A 19172-nucleotide genomic window follows, 5' to 3' on the forward strand; every position below is an offset into this window, starting at 1 on the left:
GGCGGCGCGCACCGCCGCCCGCGTGGAGCCCGGCGCCCGGCCGGTCGGTACCGGCAACGGCCTGGGCCGGGCGGTCACCGGCCTGTCCGCCCGCCTCGCCGAGCGCGACGCGGCGGCGCGCCGCCTACGCCGCGTGCGCCTGGCCGTGGCGGCCGGCGTCGTCGTCCTGCTCGGCGCCGTCGCCTGGGCGCTGCTCGTCTCCCCGCTGCTCGCCCTGCGCGCGGACCAGATCGACGTGCGCCTCACCGGCACCACGGTCGACGAGGCCGAGGTCCGCGACGTCCTCGCCCCGGCGGTGGGCACGCCGCTGCTGCGGGTCGGTGCGGCCGGGCTGGCCGAGCGCCTGGGGCGGATCACGGAGGTCGAGCACGCCGAGGTCGTCCGCGCCTGGCCGCACGGCCTGACCGTGCGGGTCACCGCGCGCGAGCCGGTGGCCGCCGCGCCGGCGCCCGAGGGCGGCTGGGCGCTCGTGGACGGCGACGGCGTGCGCGTCGGGTCGGTCGGCGCGGTGCCCGAGGGGCTGCCCGAGGTGACCGTCCCGCTGGGCGACAGCGCCGAGACGGCCCCCGCCCTGCACGCCGTGCTCGGCGTGCTCGCCGCGCTGCCCGGGGACCTCCTCGGGCAGGTGGCCCAGGCCGGGGCCACCGGCACCGCGCAGGTGACCCTCACCCTCGACGACGGCGCCACCGTGCGGTGGGGGAGCGCGGAGGAGAACGAGCTCAAGGCCGAGGTGCTGCGCGTGCTGCGCCAGCAGCCGGCGGGCGTGTACGACGTGAGCGTGCCCCGCTCACCGACCACCGAATGACCGGGCGACCGGGCGCCGGGAGAGGCGCGCGCCACACGACGCGCGACACACCTGGCGCGGTGATTGCCCCGTCCCAGCCGGGCACCTAGCGTCCTGGTTGGGCACCAAATGACATAAGTCTAACCCTGAAGTAGAGGTTGAGGGTTGGGCTCGGGAAAGACGACGAGAGGGACCGACGTGGCGGCACCGCAGAACTACCTGGCAGTGATCAAGGTGGTGGGCATCGGCGGTGGCGGCGTGAACGCCGTCAACCGGATGATCGAGGTCGGTCTGAAGGGCGTCGAGTTCATCGCCGTCAACACCGACGCCCAGGCCCTCCTGATGTCCGACGCCGACGTCAAGCTCGACGTCGGCCGCGAGCTCACCCGCGGGCTGGGCGCCGGGGCCGACCCCGAGGTCGGCAAGAAGGCCGCCGAGGACCACGCGGAGGAGATCGAGGAGGTCCTGCGCGGGGCCGACATGGTCTTCGTCACCGCCGGCGAGGGCGGCGGCACCGGCACCGGCGGCGCGCCGGTCGTGGCCCGCATCGCCCGCTCCCTCGGTGCCCTGACCATCGGCGTCGTCACCCGCCCGTTCACCTTCGAGGGCCGGCGGCGCGGCGTGCAGGCCGAGTCCGGCATCGAGGCGCTGCGCGCCGAGGTCGACACCCTCATCGTCATCCCGAACGACCGCCTGCTCTCCATCAGCGACCGCAGCGTGTCGGTGCTCGACGCCTTCAAGTCCGCCGACCAGGTGCTCCTCTCCGGTGTCCAGGGCATCACCGACCTGATCACCACCCCGGGCCTCATCAACCTCGACTTCGCCGACGTCAAGTCCGTCATGCAGGGCGCCGGCAGCGCGCTCATGGGCATCGGCTCCGCCCGCGGGGAGGACCGCGCGGTGCAGGCCTCCGAGCTGGCGATCTCCTCGCCGCTGCTCGAGGCGAGCATCGACGGCGCCCACGGCGTGCTGCTGTCCATCCAGGGCGGCTCCGACCTCGGCCTGTTCGAGATCCACGAGGCGGCCCGGCTGGTGCAGGAGGCCGCCCACCCCGAGGCGAACATCATCTTCGGCGCCGTCATCGACGACGCCCTCGGCGACGAGGTGCGCGTCACCGTCATCGCGGCCGGCTTCGACGACGGCAGCGGCCCCTCCGGATCGACGGCCAAGCTCGGCGGCCGCGCCCCGGTCGCCCCGCCGCAGGTGCTCGCCCCCGCCACGGTCACGCCCAGCGCCCCCACCCCCGAGCCGGCCGAGCCCGCTCACCGCGCGGCCCCGGTGGCCGAGGAGCCGACGATCGTCGCGCCCTCGCCCGCCACCGCCGCGCCGGGGGAGCAGGTGCCCGCCTTCATCGGCGACGGCGAGTTCCAGCGCAGCCGTTCCTTCGAGGTGCCGCGGGTCTTCGACGAGGAGCCGGCCCGCCGGCGCGACGAGGACCTGGACATCCCCGACTTCCTCAAGTGAGCCCGGCGGAGGACCTCGTGCAGCTCCTCCCCGCCGACCTCGGTCCCGGCGCGCGCGGTGGTTTCACCGCGCGCGCCGGCGGCGTCTCCGGGGGACCGTTCGCCGGCGAGACCGGCGGCGGGCTCAACCTCGGGCTGCACGTGGGCGACGACCCGGCCGCCGTGCTCGCCAACCGGGAGCGGGTGGCCGCCGCGCTCGGCGCGCCGGTGGGCTGGATGGACCAGGTGCACGGCGCCGTCGTCCGTGTCCTCGACGGCGCCCCCGACCCGCGCACCGAGGGCGAGTGCGACGGGCTGGTCGCCCGCGCCGGGACCGCCGGCCCGGTCGCCGCCGGGGTGCTGGTCGCCGACTGCGTGCCGGTCCTGCTCGCCGCCGCCGACGGGTCCGCCGTGGCGGCCGTCCACGTCGGGCGGCAGGGGCTGGTGCGCGGGGTGCTGCCCGCCGCGCTCGACCGACTCGCCGAGCTCGGCGTGCCGGCCGCGGCCCTGCACGCCGCCGTCGGGCCGAGCATCTGCGGGCGCTGCTACGAGGTGCCCGCCGCGCTGCGCGAGGACGTGGCCGCCCAGGTCCCCGGCACGGCGACGACGACGGCGTGGGGCACCCCGGCCCTGGACCTGCCCGCCGGCGTGCTCGGCCAGCTGGCCGCCCGGGGCGTCACCCGGGTGCACCACCTCGCGGCGTGCACCCGCGAGGACGAGCGCTTCTACTCCTACCGCCGCGCCGGCGAGCGCGAGGCCGGCACCACCGGCCGCTTCGCCGGGGTGGTCCGCACCGCCGCCTGAGGCCGGGCCCCGCCGGCGGCGGGGCCGTCGCCGCGGCCCGGCGCCGCGACACGCCGTCCGGCGTGCGATGACGGCCGGTGGCGCTGGTCTAGCGTCGGAACGAGCGGTACGGCGTGACCCGACGTCCTGCCGGGATGAGCGACGAGGAGCAGCGATGGCCGGAACGATGCGCAAGATGATGGAGTACCTCTCCCTGGCCGAGCCGGAGGACGAGCTGTACGAGGACGGCCCCGAGGCCGAGGGCTACCGCGAGGAGGAGGACGTGCGGACCGAGGTCACCGAGCGCGCCGAGCACCGCGCCGAGGTCACCCCCATCTCCCGCGCCGTGGCGCTGCACACCGAGGAGCCCGCCGCCGTGGAGGACCTGCGACGCATCGTCACCGTCCACCCCGCCACCTACAATGAGGCGCGGGTGATCGGGGAGGCCTTCCGGGAGGGCACGCCGGTCATCATGAACCTCACCGGCATGAGCGAGAGCGAGGCCAAGCGGATGGTCGACTTCGCGGCGGGGCTGGTCTTCGGGCTGCACGGCGCGATCGAGCGGGTGACCAACCGGGTGTTCCTCCTCTCGCCGGCCACCGTCGAGGTTGAGTCCGACCGTGCCGACGAGCGGATCCCCGGCCGCTTCTTCAACCAGAGCTGAGTTGTGTGAGCATCTTCTTCGAGATTCTTGCTTTTCTGCTTCTGCTGTACATGCTCGTCCTCGTGGCGAGGCTGGTCTTCGACTGGATCCAGGTCTTCGCGCGCAGCTGGCGGCCCACCGGCGTCGTGCTCGTGATCGCCAACGTGATCTACTCGCTGACCGATCCGCCCCTGCGGTTCCTGCGGCGCCTCATCCCGCCGCTGCGCATCGGGCAGATCTCCATCGACCTGGGCTTCCTCATCCTGTTCATCGCCGTGTCGTTCCTGAGGAACATCGCGGCGGTTCTCGCGGCGAGCTGACTGATACTCTCAGCCGACACCCGCCGCCGATGGTCCGCTACGGTTTGCTCCGTGAGTGGGGACCAGGGCTCACGACCGAACGACACGACACCGAGGTGACGATCCATGGCGCTGCTCACGGCAGACGACGTCCTCAACAAGAAGTTCCAGCCCACGAAGTTCCGTGAGGGCTACGACCAGGACGAGGTCGACGACTTTCTCGACGAGGTGGTCAACACCCTGCGGGTGGTGAGCGGCGAGAACGAGGAGCTCAAGGCCAAGCTGGCCGCCGCCGAGCGTCGTGTCGCGGAGCTGAGCCGGGGCGAGGGCGCCGAGGCCCCCGCCCGCCCGGCCCCCCAGGCCCAGCCGGCACCCGCGCCGGCCCCGGCCCCGGCAGCGGCCCCCGCGCCGGCCGCGGCGGGTGCGTCCGAGCCCGAGTCCGCCACCGGGATGCTCGCCCTGGCCCAGCGCCTGCACGACGAGTACGTGCGCAACGGCAAGGAGGAGGGCGACCGCATCATCTCCGAGGCCCAGATCGAGGGGCAGCGGATCATCAAGGAGGCCGAGGACCAGCACAACCGGACCCTCACCCAGCTCGAGCAGGAGCGTTCGCTCCTCGAGCGCAAGATCGACGAGCTGCGCACCTTCGAGCGCGACTACCGCACCCGCCTGAAGAGCTACCTCGAGTCGCTGCTGAGCAACGTCGAGGGCGGCGCCAAGGCCGAGGCGCTCTGACGTCCCTCTGACGACAGGCGGCGACGACCCGGCGGGTCGTCGCCGCCGTCGTTCGTGGGACACTTCCCGGGATGGAAAAGCAGCCTCAGACCCCCGCCGTGGCGCCCGCGCGCCGGCGGCGCCTCCTCGCCCTCCTCGTGGGGCTCGGCGTCGTCGTCTTCGCCGTCGACCAGGTCACCAAGTACCTCGCCGAGCAGCGCCTGGTGTCCGGCACGCTCACGCCGTTGCTCGGGGACCTGCTGGGGCTGCAGCTGGTTTACAACCCCGGCGCCGCGTTCTCGCTCGCGACCGGGATGACGTGGATCTTCACCCTCGTCTCCGTCGTCGTCGTGGTGGTCGTGGTCCGCATCTCGCGGCGGCTGGGCTCCCTCGGGTGGGCCCTGGCCCTGGGCCTGCTGCTGGGCGGGTGCCTGGGCAACCTCTACGACCGCCTCTTCCGCGAGCCGGGCTTCGCCGTCGGGCACGTGGTGGACTTCATCAGCTACGCCGGGTACTTCGTCGGCAACGTCGCCGACATCGCCATCGTCGGTGCGGCCGTCGCCGTCGCGCTGCTGGCGGTGCTGGGCCGGGAGGTGGACGGCACCCGGGCGCACGGCCGGGCCGCGGACGACGGCGCCGCGGACGGCGCCACCGCGGGCGACGCCCCGGGCGTCGACGACGCCGCGCCGGGTAAGGACCTTCCCTCCGCCACCGACACCGAGGCCCACGGGGGGAGCGCGCGTGCCTGAGGTGCGGTCGCTGCCGGTGCCCGACGGGCTGGGGGGGGAGCGGGTCGACGCCGCCCTGGCGCGCCTGCTCGGGCTCTCGCGCACCCGGGCTGCCGAGCTGGCCGCGGCCGGGCACGTCACCCTCGACGGGCGCCAGCTCGGCAAGTCCGACCGGCTGGTGGCCGACGCGTGGCTCGAGGTCACCCTGCCCGACGTCGCCGCGCCGGCCGCCGCCGCGCCGCAGCCGGTGCCGGGGATGGGCATCGTCTACGAGGACGACGACGTCGTCGTCGTCGACAAGCCGGTGGGGGTGGCCGCCCACCCCAGCCCGGGCTGGGACGGGCCCACCGTGGTCGGGGCGCTGGCCGCCGCCGGCCACCGCATCTCCACCTCCGGGGCGGCCGAGCGTCAGGGCGTGGTGCACCGCCTCGACGTGGGCACCTCCGGGCTGATGGTCGTGGCCAAGTCCGAGCGGGCCTACACCGTGCTCAAGCGGGCGTTCAAGGAGCGCACGGTGGACAAGGTCTACCACGCGCTCGTGCAGGGCCATCCCGACCCCTCCACCGGCACCATCGACGCGCCCATCGGGCGCCACCCCACCCACGACTACAAGATGGCCGTCGTCGCCGGCGGCAAGGACTCGGTCACCCACTACGAGACCCTCGAGGCGATGCCCGGCGCGTCGCTGCTCGAGGTGCACCTGGAGACCGGGCGCACCCACCAGATCCGGGTGCACATGGCCGCGGTGCGCCACCCCTGCCTGGGCGACGTCACCTACGGCGCCGACCCGCGCCTGGCCGAGCGGCTCGGGCTCGCCCGCCAGTGGCTGCACGCGGTCCGGCTGGGCTTCGAGCACCCCGCCACCGGGCGGTGGCTGGAGGTGACCAGCCCCTACCCCGAGGACCTGGAGCGGGCGCTGGAGACGATGCGGGAAGGGAGCTACCGGTGAGCGCGGACCGACCGATGGTGGACGATGCCGCCCTGCTCCGCGACGCCCCGGCGCTGGACGACGCCGCGGTGCTCGACGACGGCGCCGCGAGCGGGGTCGCCGTCGTGCGCGTGACCACCCGCGCCCAGCTCGAGCAGGCCTGGCGGGTGCGGACGGAGGTCTTCGTCGAGGAGCAGGGCGTGCCCGTCGAGGAGGAGATCGACGCCCTCGACACCGCCGCGTCGACGACCCACGTGCTCGCCCTGGACACCGCCGGCACGGTCCTCGGCACCGGCCGGCTGCTCAGCGACCCCGCCCATCCCGGCGAGGTGCACCTGGGCCGCCTGGCCGTGCGGGCCGCCGCCCGCGGCCGGGGCGTCGGGGCGCGCCTCGTCGTCGCCATCGAGGCCCTGGCCCTCGCCGGGCACGCGGTCCCCGACGACGCCGGCGCGCTCGCCGTGACCGTCGAGCTCTCCGCGCAGGAGCACGCCCTGGGCTTCTACCGCCGGCTGGGCTACGAGGTGCTGCCCGGCGAGCGCTACCTCGACGCCGGCATCTGGCACCGGGACATGGCCCACCGCGTCACCGGCTGACCGTCCGCCGGGCGGCGCGCCCGGGGCGCCCGACCCGCTGTGGCGCGCCCCTCCCCGGACACGCCAGCGGGTCGCCCGGGCATGTCACCGGGGCCACCTAGACTGGCCCGCATGGCATCCGGAGGATCAGCAGACTTCGTCCACCTCCACGTGCACACCGAGTACTCGATGCTCGACGGTGCCGCCAAGCTGGACCCGCTGTTCGCCGAGGTCAACCGGCTCGGGCAGAAGGCCATCGCCATGACCGACCACGGCTACATGTTCGGTGCCTACGACTTCTGGTCCAAGGCCACCAGCGCCGGCATCAAGCCCATCGTCGGGGTCGAGGCCTACCTCACCCCCGGCACCGCCCGGGCGGACAAGACCCGGGTGCGCTGGGGCGACGAGTCCCAGGCCGACGACGACGTCTCGGCCCGCGGCTCCTACACCCACATGACGCTGCTCGCCCGCACCACCGAGGGGATGCACAACCTCTTCCGCATGGCCTCCCTCGCCTCGCTCGACGGGCAGATGGGCAAGGCCCCGCGCATGGACCGCGAGCTGCTCACCACCTACGGCAAGGGCCTGATCGCCACCACCGGGTGCCCCTCGGGGGAGGTGCAGACCCGCATCCGGCTGGGCCAGTACGAGGAGGCCCGCCGCGCCGCCGGGGAGTTCCAGGACATCTTCGGCAAGGAGAACTTCTACATCGAGCTCATGCAGCACGGGCTGGACATCGAGTCCCGGGTGATCCCGGACCTGCTGCGCCTGTCCCAGGACATCGGCGCCCCGCTGCTGGCCACCAACGACTCCCACTACGTCAAGGCCGAGGACCACAGCACCCACGACGCCCTGCTGTGCATCAACTCCGGCTCGGTGCTCGCCGACCCCAACCGGTTCAAGTTCACCGGCGACACCTACTACGTGCGCTCCGCGGCGGAGATGCGCGAGGTGTGGCGCGACCACCCCGACGCGTGCGACAACACCCTCCTCGTGGCCGAGCAGTGCGACGTGCAGTTCCGCACCACGCGGGACGGCGCGAACTACATGCCGGTCTTCGAGGTCCCGCCGGGGGAGGACGAGCACTCCTGGTTCGTCAAGGAGGTCGAGCGGGGCCTGCACTACCGCTTCCCGGACGGCATCCCCGACGACGTGCGCAAGCAGGCCGAGTACGAGGTCGGGATCATCACCCAGATGGGCTTCCCGGGGTACTTCCTCGTCGTCGCCGACTACATCAAGTGGGCCAAGTCGCGCGGCATCCGCGTGGGGCCGGGCCGTGGCTCCGGCGCCGGGTCGATGGTCGCCTACGCCATGCGCATCACCGACCTCAACCCGCTCGCCCACGGGCTGATCTTCGAGCGCTTCCTCAACCCCGACCGCGTGTCCATGCCCGACTTCGACGTCGACTTCGACGAGCGCCGGCGCGGGGAGGTCATCGACTACGTCACCAAGAAGTACGGCGACGACCGGGTCGCCCAGGTGGTCACCTACGGCACCATCAAGGCCAAGCAGGCCCTGAAGGACTCCTCCCGCGTGCTGGGCTACCCCTACGCGATGGGGGAGAAGCTGACCAAGGCGATGCCGCCGTCGGTCATGGGCAAGGACATCACCCTGTCCGGGATCTTCGACCCCAGCGACAAGCGCTACGCCGAGGCCGAGGAGTTCCGGCAGGTCTACAACGCCGACCCCGAGGCCCAGAAGATCGTCGCGACCGCGCAGGGCCTGGAGGGCATCAAGCGGCAGTGGGGCGTGCACGCCTGCGCCGTCATCATGTCCTCGCACCCGCTGATCGACATCATCCCGATCATGCGCCGCCCCCAGGACGGCGCCATCATCACGCAGTTCGACTACCCGACCTGCGAGGGCCTGGGCCTGCTGAAGATGGACTTCCTGGGCCTGCGCAACCTCACCGTGCTCGGCGACGCCCTGGAGAACATCGCCTTCAACGGCAAGGAGGCGCCGGACCTCGAGCGCCTGGGCCTGGACGACCGCAAGACGTACGAGCTGCTCTCCCGCGGGGAGACCCTCGGGGTGTTCCAGCTCGATGGCGGCGGCATGCGCACCCTGCTGCGGCTCATGCGCCCGGACAACTTCGAGGACATCTCCGCCGTCGGCGCCCTGTACCGGCCCGGCCCGATGGGCGCGAACTCGCACACGAACTACGCGCTGCGCAAGAACGGCCAGCAGAAGATCGAGCCGATCCACCCCGAGCTCGAGGAGCCGCTCAAGGACATCCTGGGCACGACCTACGGCCTGATCGTCTACCAGGAGCAGGTCATGGCCATCGCGCAGAAGGTCGCCGGGTTCACGCTCGGCCAGGCCGACCTGCTGCGCCGCGCCATGGGCAAGAAGAAGAAGTCGGAGCTGGACAAGCAGTTCGCCGGCTTCGAGGCGGGCATGCTCGAGCGCGGGTACTCCAAGGCGGCCGTCAAGACGCTCTGGGACATCCTGCTGCCCTTCTCCGACTACGCCTTCAACAAGGCGCACTCGGCCGCCTACGGCGTGGTGTCGTACTGGACCGCCTACCTCAAGGCCAACTTCCCGGTCGAGTACATGGCCGCCCTGCTCACCTCCACGCAGGACAACAAGGACAAGCTCGGGATGTACCTGGCGGAGTGCCGCCACATGGGCATCACCGTCCTCCCGCCCGACGTCAACACCTCTGCGGCGAACTTCACCCCGGTGGGCGACGAGATCCGCTTCGGCCTGGCCGGCATCCGCAACGTCGGCGCCAACGTCGTGCAGGCGATCATCGAGGCCCGCGAGGAGAAGGGCGCCTACGCCTCCTTCAACGACTTCCTCGACAAGGTGCCGGTGGTGGTGTGCAACAAGCGCACCATCGAGTCCCTCATCAAGGCCGGCGCGTTCGACACCCTCGGGCACACCCGCCGGGCGCTGGTGGCGCGGCACGAGGAGGCGGTCGACGCCGTCGTCGACGTCAAGCGCAACGAGGCCGTGGGTCAGTTCGACCTCTTCGCGGCCCTCGGCGGCGACGACGGCGCCCCCGGGGCGGGCTTCAGCGTGGAGATCCCTGACCTGCCCGAGTGGGACAAGAAGCAGAAGCTCACCTTCGAGCGGCAGATGCTGGGGCTGTACGTCTCCGACCACCCTCTCGCCGGGCTCGAGCACGTCCTGCAGCGGGCGGCCGACACCCAGGTGGCGTCCCTGCTCGAGGACGAGGCGCGGCCGGACGGGTCGAGCGTGAACATCGCCGGCCTGGTCACCTCGCTGCAGCGCAAGATGACCAAGAACGGCAACCCGTGGGCGATCGCCACGGTCGAGGACATGTCCGGCTCGATCGAGGTGCTGTTCTTCCCGCAGACCTTCGCGACCGTCTCCACCGCCCTGGCGGAGGACACGATCGTCACCGTGCGCGGGCGGCTCAACCGCCGCGACGACATCCCGACGATCTACGCCCAGGAGATGACCCTGCCGGACGTCTCCGACGCCGAGGACGGGCCGGTGAGCCTGACCCTGGCGGCCAACCGGTGCACCGGACCGGTGGTCGAGCAGCTGCGCGGGATCCTCAGCAACCACCCCGGGCCGTCGGAGGTGCGCCTGCGCCTGACCAGCCCCGGCCGGGCGACGGTGATGAAGCTGGCGGACAGCCTGCGCGTCGCGCCCAGCTCGGCGCTGTTCGGCGACCTCAAGGCGCTGCTGGGCCCCAGCTGTCTCGTGCACTGAGGCGGGGCGCGCGCGGCGGCGCGGTGAGCACCACCAGGCCGGCGAGCAGGAGGGCCACGCCCGCCCAGCCCAAGGCCGGGAGCCGTTCGTGCAGGACGAGAACGGCCAGGGCGGCGGCGACGGCGGGCTCGAGCAGGGACAGGGCGGTGGCGGTGCTGGCGGGGACGGCGCCCAGGCCGCGGCCGAAGAGCACGTACCCGAGGAACATGGGCACGACGGCGAGGTAGGCGACGGCGGCGAGGTGCTGCCAGGAGGCGACGATCGGGCCGCCGGTGAGCAGCAGGACCGGCAGCAGCAGCACGCCGCCGAGGCCGAAGACCGCGCCCATGACCGGCCGGGAGGGCAGCCCGCGGCGCATCATCCGCGCGGCGCCCCAGGAGTACAGCGCGTAGGTCACGCCGGCCACCAGGGCCAGCGCGACGCCCAGCACCGGGTGGCCGGCGACGCCGGTCGCAGGACCTGCGCCGGGCGCCGGACCGGCGGTGGGCGCCGCCCCCGCGCCGGCGGCGCGCGCCACGGCCAGCGCCAGCACGCCGAGCACGCCGGCCGCGGCGGCCAGGGCCCACCGGCGCGAGAGCGGCCGGCGGTCCACGACGCGCTCGATCACCGCGGCCGCCACCGGGGCCGACCCGATGGAGACCACCGTGCCCACCGCGACCCCGGCCAGGCGCATCGAGGTGTAGAAGGCCAGCGGGTACACCGCCACCGCGGCGGCGGAGACCGCCAGCGTGCGCCACTGCGCGGCCAGGCCGGCGCCGTGGGCGCGCACGCCGCGGTGCGCGGCCGCCGCCTGCAGCAGCCCGCCCACGCCCATCGCCGCCGCCCCCACCGCGAGCGGGCCGACGGCGGGGGCGAGCGCCGCCGCGGTGCCCGTCGTGCCCCACAGCAGGGCCGCGGCCAGCACGCACAGGCTGCCGGCGGTGGGCCCGGGCCTCACGGCGCGGCCCGGCCGGCGGTGCGGGTGGGCGGCAGGCTCACGGCCTCGACGGTAGCGGCCCTCAGTGCGCGGCGAGCGCGGCCGGCCGGGCGTCGGCCTCGTAAGTGACGCCGAAGCGCCGCCAGATCGCCGTGAGCAGCAGCGCCGCGACGACGGCGCACCCGCCGAAGAGCAGGAAGTTCGACCCGACCCCCAGGCCCGCGGCGAGCAGCAGCCCACCCACCTGCGGGGCGGCCACCGCCCCGATCCGCCCGACCCCGAGGGCGAAGCCCAGGGCGGTGCCGCGCACGTGCTGCGGGTAGTAGGTGGCGACCGCGGCGATGATCAGCGCCTGGGTGCCGTGCGTGCCCACGCCGGCGAGGACGAGGATGACGTACACCGCCGCCACCGGCGGCTGGGTGAGCAGGGCGAGCAGCGCCAGCCCGGCGAGGCCGGCGGCGACGATGCTCGTCGGCACGGTGCCGAACCGGTCGCCCGCCCAGGCGGTGACCACCGAGCCGGCCACGGCGCCGAGGTTGAGGGCGAGCGCGAACGTCAGCGCCGAGCCCAGGTCGTACCCGGCGATCTCCATGAGGTTCGGCAGCCAGGTGCCCAGCCCGTACCAGGCCATCAGCGTGACGACGGTGGTCAGCGTGAACAGGGTCGTCACGAGGAGGAACGGGGCGCGCAGCAGGGTCCCGAAGCCGGTGCGGGAGGCGCCCAGCGGGCGGGCGGCGCCGGTGCGCGGGCCGTCGCCGGGCAGCACCCGCCAGGCGAGCGGCACCAGCACCACGAGCGCGACCAGCGCGAACGCGAACATCGGTCGCCAGCCCCAGGCGGGGATGACCGGGATCCCGAGGAGCGCGGCGATCGAGCCGCCGATCGGGACGCCGGACATCATCAGCGTCGCAACGCCGGCGCGCCAGCGTTGGGGCACCAGGTCGGCCGCCAGGGCGTTGGCGCTGGGCACCAGCCCGCCCAGCCCCAGCCCGGCGAGGAAGCGGAAGACGGCGAAGGGCACCGGCCCGGGGGCCAGCGCGCACAGCGTGGTGAAGATCGAGAGCACGACGGCGGAGCCGATGATGGTCCGCTTGCGGCCCAGGGCGTCGGACAGGCGCCCCGCGCCGAGCGCGCCGAGCATCATGCCGAGGAAGGCGACCGAGCCGACCGTGCCCGCCTGGGCGCTGTCGAGGGACCACTCCTCCCGCAGCCGGGCCTGCACGGTGCCGTAGACGATGAGGTCGTAGCCGTCGAAGACGACGAACAGCCACGCCGTGATCACCGCGGCCAGGGCGGCACGGCGGCTGCGCGGCGGGGGCGCCGCCGAGCTCGAGAGGGTCCTTGTGGTGGTGGGTGCGGTCGGCGCCGTCGCCATGAAATCTCCTGTCGGTCCATCGAGGCGGTCGGAGTGGCCGCCGTCACACGAGGTGGGACCTTAGGCACGGGCTTCTGGCAGATGCAACGAGTAGGGCCGACGATTCTGGTGGTCGAAAAGGAGGGTGTTGGCTGATTATGCGGGTCCCTCGGGCTACCCGACCCGGGCCGCCGCGGTGCCGGTCGGCAGGGCCACCTCCACGAGCATCCCGGGCGCCAGCTGCCGGCCCCGACGGGTCTCGACCTCGCCGTCGACGCTGACCTCGCCGTCGGCGATGAGCTCGCGCGCCTGGGCGCCGGACTCGGCCAGGTTCGCCAGCTTGAGGAACTGGCCCAGCCGGATGGTGCCCTGCGTGGGGATGGTGGGGACGTCGTCAGCGCTCATGCGGGCGATCCTGCCAGGCCGCCGTGGGCGGAGGTCCCACCGGCGGCGCCCCGGGCGCCAACTAGGATCGACCTCATGCTCCAGCGCATCGATCTTCGTGGCCAGACCCTGACCTCCGCCGAGCTCGCCGGCGTGCTGCCGCGCGCCGCGCTCGACGTCGAGGCGGCGATGGCCCAGATCCGTCCGGTCATCGACGACGTCCGGGCCCGCGGTGCGGCCGCCCTGCGCGACCTCGGTGAGCGGTTCGACGGCGTGCGCCCCGAGCACCTGCGGGTGCCGGCCGCCGCGATCACCCAGGCGCTCGAGCGGCTCGACCCGGCGGTGCGCGCGGCCCTGGAGATCTCCATCGCGCACAACCGCGCCGGCCACGAGGCACAGCTGCCGCGCGAGACGACCACGCCGATCGTCGACGGCGGCGTGGTGCGCCAGCGCTGGGTGCCGGTGCGCCGGGTGGGCCTGTACGTGCCCGGCGGCCTCGCCGTCTACCCCTCCAGCGTCGTGATGAACGCCGTGCCCGCCCAGGTCGCCGGCGTGGAGGAGCTGGCGATCGCCAGCCCCCCGCAGAAGGAGTTCGGCGGCCTGCCGCACCCGGTGATCCTCGCCGCCTGCGCGCTGCTGGGGGTCGAGGAGGTCTACGCCGTCGGCGGCGCCCAGGCCGTCGCCATGTTCGCCTACGGCGCCCGCGCCGAGACCGACGCCGACCGGGCCGCCGCCGGGCTGGACGGCGACCAGCTGTGCGCCCCGGTGGACGTCGTCACCGGCCCGGGCAACGTCTACGTCGCGGCGGCCAAGCGGGCCGTGCGCGGCGTGGTCGGCATCGACGCCGAGGCCGGTACCACCGAGATCGCGGTGCTCGCCGACGCGACCGCGGACCCGCGGTTCGTCGCCGTCGACCTCATCTCCCAGGCCGAGCACGACCCGGCGGCCGCGTCGGTGCTCATCACCGACTCCGTCGAGCTCGCCGACGCCGTCGACGCCGAGATCGAGCGGCGGGTGCCGGCCACCAAGCACGCCGAGCGGGTGCGCACCGCGCTGTCCGGCCCCCAGTCCGGCACCGTGCTGGTCACGGACCTCGACCACGCCGTGGCCGCGGCGGACGCCTACGGCGCCGAGCACCTCGAGGTGCAGACGGAGAACGCCGCGGCGGTGGCCGACCGAATCCGCAACGCCGGGGCGATCTTCGTCGGCCCGTACACCCCGGTGCCGCTGGGCGACTACCTCGCCGGGTCCAACCACGTGCTGCCCACCGGCGGCACCGCGCGCTTCGCCAGCGGCCTCAACGTCACCGCGTACATCAAGTCCGTGCAGGTCATCGAGTACGGCGAGACCGCGCTCAAGGAGCTGGCGGCGCCGCTGACCGCGCTGGCCACCTCCGAGGACCTGCCCGCGCACGGCGAGGCGGTCAACGCGCGGTTCTGATCCGCCGTGGTGCCGCGCGAGACGCGGCACCATGGGCGGCGTGCCTCGCATCCGCCGGTGGCTGGCCCGCGCGCCGATCCCGCTCCTGCGCGCCGGGCTCGGCCCGCTGCTGCCCGCCTTCGTGCTCGTCGAGCACCTCGGGCGGCGCACCGGGCGGCGGCGCTACGTGGTGCTCGAGGTCGTGCTGCGCGAGCCCGGCGCGGTGGTGGTGGCGGCCGGGTACGGCCCGACGTCGCAGTGGTACCGCAACCTCGCCGCCGACCCCCGGGTGCGGTTGTGGTGGCGCCGCGCCGTCGGGGTCCGGGGGCGTGCCGAGCTGCTCGGCGCCGCCGAGGGGGCCCGGGTGCTCGAGCGCTACCGGCGCCTGCACCCCTGGCGCGCGCGGCTCCTCGCGCGCGCCCTCGGGATCGCCGACCTCGACCGACCCGGCACCCTCGAGCAGATCGCCGGACGCGTGCCGCTCGTCCGGCTGCGCTCGCCGCGGCTGTGACCCTCAGCGCTGGGCGAGCACGAACGGGTGCACGGCCGCCGCGCCGGCCTGGCGCAGCAGTCGCGCGGCCACCGCCAGGGTCCAGCCGGAGTCGGTGTAGTCGTCGACGAGGACCACCGTGCGCCCGGGCAGACCGGCCAGGGCCGCCTCCGACAGGCGCAGGCGCAGGCGGCGCTGGATGCCCGCCAGCCGCTGCGCGGAGTTGACGTCGTGACGCCCGGCCGGGCGGTCCGGGTCGGGGGCAACCTCGCCGACGACGGGCGCGCGCAGGATGTGGGCGACGCCCCGGGCGAGGTGGGTGACCAGCTCGGGCCGGGCGGCGGAGGCGAGGACGACGACGCCGTCGACGCCGGCGGAGCCGTCCCCGCGGCGCAGGCTCGGCGCCCACTCCTCGAGGACCTGCTGGACCGGGCGCTGCAGCGCGGCGGGCAGCAGCCCGTCCCGGCCGTGCGCCGCCTCGACGGGCCCGGCCGTGGGCGCGGGGGCCGCGTCGGGCGCCGGCTCCGCACCGGGGTCGTCCGGCGTCGGCGCGCCGGTGCCGTGGGCCGGCTCGAACAGCTCGCGCAGCGGCACGGACCAGCCCAGCCCGTCCAGCCGCGCCAAGGCCCGGCCGTCCTCGGCGCGCTCGGCGTCGGCGATCTTCCCGCGCAGGTCCAGGCCGAGCGCCTCCATGCCGGTGGGCCACTGCCGGCGCGGGGTGACCTCGATGCCGGGCCGGTCCATGGCCGCGCGGGCCTGCTGCACGGCGCCGACGTCGACCGAGGCGTCCAGGCTCAGCCCGCCGCACAGGTCGCACCGCCCGCACCGCCAGCCCGGCTCGAGCTCGGGGTCGTCCAGCTGGGCGCGCAGGTAGGCCATCCGGCACCCCGCACCGTCGAGGCGCTCGTAGGCCAGCATCGCCTGCTGCTCCGCCTCGCGGGCGGCGGCCACCCGGGCGTAGCGCTCGCCGTCGTAGACCCACTCCCGGCCGGTGGCCTCCCAGCCGCCGCGCACCCGGCGCACGGCGCCGTCGACGTCGAGCACCTTGAGCATGGTCTCGAGGCGGTTGCGGCGCAGGTCAACCTGCGTCTCCAGCCGCGCCGTCGACATGGTGCCGCCCGCCGCCAGGGCGGCCAGCGCCTCGCGCACGGCGTGCTCCGGCGGGAACGCGAGCGAGCCGAAGTAGTCCCAGATGTCCTGGTCCTCGCGCCCGGGGAGCAGGACGACGTCCGCCCGGTCGACGCCGCGACCGGCGCGGCCGACCTGCTGGTAGTAGGCGATGGGGGAGGACGGGGCGCCGAGGTGGATGACGAAGGCGAGGTCGGGCTTGTCGAAGCCCATGCCGAGCGCGGAGGTGGCGACCAGCGCCTTGACCCGGTTGTCCTTGAGGTCGGCCTCGAGCTGCTCGCGCTCGGCGGTGTCGGTCTGGCCGGTGTAGGCGCGCACGTCGTGGCCGGCGGCCCGCAGCTGCTCGGTGACCTGCTGGGCGGCGGAGACCGTGAGCGTGTAGATGATGCCGGAGCCGGCGTAGCGGGCCAGCTGCTGGCCCAGCCAGGCGATCCGGCTGGGCTGGTCGGGCAGGCCCAGCACCCCCAGGTGCAGCGAGGGCCGGTCGAGGGAGCCGCGCAGGACCAGGACATCCTCGTCGTGGCGGCCCACGCCGAGCTGCTCAGCGACGTCGGTGCTCACCCGCGCGTTGGCGGTCGCGGTGGTCGCGAGCACCGGGATGCCCGCCGGCAGGTCCCCGAGCAGGGTGCGGATGCGGCGGTAGTCGGGGCGGAAGTCGTGGCCCCAGTCCGAGATGCAGTGGGCCTCGTCGACGACGACGAGCCCGGCGCTGGCGGCCAGGCTCGGGAGCACCTCGTCGCGGAAGGCCGGGTTGTTCAGCCGCTCGGGGGAGCACAGCAGCACGTCCACCTCGCCGGCGGCGATGGCGGCGTGCACCCCGTCCCACTCGGTGACGTTGGAGGAGTTGATGGTCACCGCGCGGATCCCGGCGCGGGCCGCGGCGTTGATCTGGTCGCGCATGAGGGCCAGCAGCGGGGAGATGATCACGGTCGGGCCCGCGGGCGGGCGGCCGGCGGCACCGCCGCGCAGGAGCATCGTCGCGACGAAGTACACCGCCGACTTGCCCCATCCGGTGCGCTCGACCACCAGCGCCCGGCGCCGACCCGCCACCAGCGCCTCGATCGCGGTCCACTGGTCCTCGCGCAGCCGGGCGTCCTCGCGGTCCACCAGGGACCGCAGTGCCGTCTCGGCCCGCTCCCTGAGCGCCGCGGCCGTCTCCGTGCCCGAGCTGGCCACTGCTGACTCCGTCATGAATCGTCCCCTCCGTCGGCGTCCACGCTCTCACAGTCCACGCGTCCGCCGTCGCCGGGGTGTGGGCGGCCCGGGTCCCGGTCGCCGGGCCTGAGATCCGGGTCGGCGAGACACGGGTCGGCGGCCTCCCCGTCGGGCGCGTCGAGCACAGAGTCGACGGCATGGGCGGCGGCGAGCTCCTCGGCGAGCGCCCAGCTCTCGAGCAGCACCGTGGTGGCGTAGGCGGTGTCCAGCGGCTCTCCGGACCACTCCGGGGTGAGGGTCGTGGCGTCGACGGCGACGGCGGGGTGCCAGTCGTCGAGCCGCCCTGTCAACGCCGGCGCCGCCTGGACGACCGCGCCGCGCCGGTCGCGCACCGTCAGCGATCCGTCGGGATCGAGGGTGAGCGAGTACCGGCCCTCGTGGAGGAGCCGGTGGTGCGTGCCGCACAGGAGCACCATGTTGGTGAGCACCGTCAGGCCGCCGTCGGCCCAGTGCAGGACGTGGTGGGCCTGCAGGAAGTGCCGGCGCTTGCAGCCGGGGTAGCGGCAGCCGCGGTCCCTGCCCCACAGGGCCCGGACCAGGGCCGCGGTGGGTCTGCGCACCTTCGCGCCCACCTCGAGCGTGCGGCCCGAGACCCCCACGCCGTCGTCGTGGACCTCGACGACGATCCCCGCGTCACACGCGAGCCGCCGGGCGGTCTCGGGATGCAGGGGCGGGCCGTCGTCGAGGCGAGGCGTCGCGGGTAGGGCGTCGGCGGCGAGGGCTTGTGGCGGCGGGGCCGCGGCGCGCTCGGTCGGGGCCGGCGGGCGGGCGTCGGGTGCGGACGCGGCAGTTCGGGGGAGGTTGTCGTCGGCGGCGGGGACCGGCGGGGCGCCGGCCGGAGCGCCGGGCGAGCGCAGGTCGGCGAGCGTGACGTGCACGACGGTCTCCGGGGAGCGGCTGGTGCGCGGCCGGTCGTCACCCACGTCCCGTGTCTCGGCGCACAGCTCGACCAGCGCGTCGGCGAGCGACCGGCTATCGGTGAGGGTCGGGTCGGGCTGCTCGTCCTCCTCCCTCCCGGGGGCGTCCGCCTCGGGCGGCGCCGTGCCGGCGAGCTCGGCCACGGCTCGGTCTCGGCGCGCCTCGAGCGCCTGGACGATGAGCGCGCCGTCCTCCGGGGAGAAGCGCCCGGACAGGAGCAGCGAGCCGTCCTCGGCCCACCGCCAGGACAGGCGCCGGCTCGCGTGACGGTCGAGGACGTCCTGGAGGCTCTGCGCCGTGCGCAGGCCGCGCACGAGGCGTTCGAGGTGGTGGGCGGGGGCGTGCAGGGCGATGTCGACCAGGTCGGCCTCGGTCCGCGGCGTGGCCACGCGGGTGATGGCCCGGACCTTGGAGTAGGAGAGCCGGCCCTGCGCGAAGGCGCCGACGGTGACCGGCAGGGCGCGCAGCGCGCGGGCGACGCGCACGTGCTCCCGGGCGGCCGCGGGCCCCATCCCGCAGCGCCAGCCCAGCCAGTGCGCCGCGGAGAGGATGCCGTAGTCGCCCCAGGCCTCGCGCGCGTCGAACTCGCCGAGCAGGACGAGGAAGCGGCAGGTCGCGGCGGCGATGTGCGCCGCCAGGGTGGTCAGCTCGTCGATGAGCGCCTCGTCGGAGTCCGGGACGGGACCGCCCGGCGGCGCTGGTGGCCGCGACGCCGGAAGCCCGGGGGAGAGCACCGTCGCGGGCCGGTCCCCTGTCGCCAGCAGCATCACG

At 74.7% G+C, this 19172-nt stretch carries 17 protein-coding genes; 12 read left to right on the top strand and 5 right to left on the bottom strand.

Annotated features, from left to right (window positions below):
- The 10 genes from GD970_RS12920 to dnaE form a co-directional block, all read left to right on the top strand.
- The coding region (locus GD970_RS12920) for a cell division protein FtsQ/DivIB (protein ID WP_152203317.1) at positions 1-805 on the top strand (805 nt) is incomplete at its 5' end.
- Positions 806-982: 177 nt separating this feature from the next.
- Positions 983-2248, top strand: a complete 1266-nt coding sequence (gene ftsZ / locus GD970_RS12925; RefSeq protein WP_152203318.1) for a cell division protein FtsZ — start codon at positions 983-985, stop codon at positions 2246-2248.
- A gap of 17 nt (positions 2249-2265) precedes the next feature.
- Positions 2266-3030 carry a polyphenol oxidase family protein gene (locus GD970_RS12930; RefSeq protein ID WP_152203319.1) on the top strand — a complete coding sequence of 255 codons (765 nt, stop codon included), beginning with the start codon at positions 2266-2268 and terminating at the stop codon, positions 3028-3030.
- Between the two features lie 154 nt (positions 3031-3184).
- Complete coding sequence (locus tag GD970_RS12935) at positions 3185-3673, top strand: cell division protein SepF (RefSeq protein WP_152203320.1); 489 nt, start codon at positions 3185-3187, stop codon at positions 3671-3673.
- Between the two features lie 5 nt (positions 3674-3678).
- Positions 3679-3972: a YggT family protein gene (locus GD970_RS12940; protein ID WP_152203321.1), complete on the top strand. Its 294-nt coding sequence runs from the start codon at positions 3679-3681 to the stop codon at positions 3970-3972.
- A 105-nt stretch (positions 3973-4077) separates the two neighbouring features.
- Entirely contained in the window at positions 4078-4686 is a 609-nt protein-coding gene (locus GD970_RS12945) for a DivIVA domain-containing protein (protein WP_152203322.1), read from the top strand.
- Positions 4687-4757: 71 nt separating this feature from the next.
- Positions 4758-5414: a signal peptidase II gene (locus GD970_RS12950; RefSeq protein WP_152203323.1), complete on the top strand. Its 657-nt coding sequence runs from the start codon at positions 4758-4760 to the stop codon at positions 5412-5414.
- Entirely contained in the window at positions 5407-6342 is a 936-nt protein-coding gene (locus GD970_RS12955; protein WP_152203324.1) for an RluA family pseudouridine synthase, read from the top strand. Before GD970_RS12950 ends, GD970_RS12955 begins: the two co-directional genes overlap by 8 nt.
- Complete coding sequence (locus tag GD970_RS12960) at positions 6339-6914, top strand: GNAT family N-acetyltransferase (protein WP_226925330.1); 576 nt, start codon at positions 6339-6341, stop codon at positions 6912-6914. Before GD970_RS12955 ends, GD970_RS12960 begins: the two co-directional genes overlap by 4 nt.
- 111 nt (positions 6915-7025) lie before the next feature.
- Positions 7026-10577 (top strand): DNA polymerase III subunit alpha, encoded by a 3552-nt coding sequence (gene dnaE, locus GD970_RS12965; RefSeq protein ID WP_152203325.1) that lies wholly within the window; start codon positions 7026-7028, stop codon positions 10575-10577.
- Here the strand turns inward: dnaE and GD970_RS12970 are convergent.
- The 3 genes from GD970_RS12970 to GD970_RS12980 form a co-directional block, all read right to left on the bottom strand.
- Positions 10540-11514, bottom strand: a complete 975-nt coding sequence (locus tag GD970_RS12970) for an EamA family transporter (protein WP_226925331.1) — start codon at positions 11512-11514, stop codon at positions 10540-10542. The two genes, dnaE and GD970_RS12970, sit on opposite strands and share 38 nt — an antisense overlap.
- A 61-nt stretch (positions 11515-11575) precedes the next feature.
- Positions 11576-12868, bottom strand: a complete 1293-nt coding sequence (locus GD970_RS12975; protein WP_152203326.1) for an MFS transporter — start codon at positions 12866-12868, stop codon at positions 11576-11578.
- Positions 12869-13021: 153 nt separating this feature from the next.
- Positions 13022-13252: an RNA-binding S4 domain-containing protein gene (locus tag GD970_RS12980; RefSeq protein ID WP_152203327.1), complete on the bottom strand. Its 231-nt coding sequence runs from the start codon at positions 13250-13252 to the stop codon at positions 13022-13024.
- A 75-nt stretch (positions 13253-13327) separates the two neighbouring features.
- Here GD970_RS12980 and hisD point away from each other — a divergent pair, with 75 nt between their 5' ends.
- Together hisD and GD970_RS12990 are read left to right on the top strand one after the other, a co-directional pair.
- Positions 13328-14671 carry a histidinol dehydrogenase gene (gene hisD, locus GD970_RS12985; protein WP_152203328.1) on the top strand — a complete coding sequence of 448 codons (1344 nt, stop codon included), beginning with the start codon at positions 13328-13330 and terminating at the stop codon, positions 14669-14671.
- Positions 14672-14711: 40 nt separating this feature from the next.
- Positions 14712-15161, top strand: coding sequence for a nitroreductase family deazaflavin-dependent oxidoreductase (locus tag GD970_RS12990; RefSeq protein WP_226925332.1), 450 nt, complete (start codon positions 14712-14714; stop codon positions 15159-15161).
- A gap of 3 nt (positions 15162-15164) precedes the next feature.
- Here GD970_RS12990 and GD970_RS12995 read toward each other — a convergent pair whose 3' ends face one another.
- Positions 15165-17459, bottom strand: coding sequence for a RecQ family ATP-dependent DNA helicase (locus GD970_RS12995; RefSeq protein ID WP_152203330.1), 2295 nt, complete (start codon positions 17457-17459; stop codon positions 15165-15167).
- On the bottom strand, positions 17456-19168 hold the full coding sequence (locus tag GD970_RS13000) for an HNH endonuclease signature motif containing protein (RefSeq protein WP_152203331.1): 1713 nt from the start codon (positions 19166-19168) through the stop codon (positions 17456-17458). The genes GD970_RS12995 and GD970_RS13000 overlap by 4 nt, the downstream gene beginning before the upstream one ends.
- Between the last annotated feature and the right edge of the window lie 4 nt (positions 19169-19172).

The organism is Georgenia thermotolerans (genome assembly GCF_009193185.1).
Classification (GTDB): domain Bacteria; phylum Actinomycetota; class Actinomycetes; order Actinomycetales; family Actinomycetaceae; genus Georgenia; species Georgenia thermotolerans.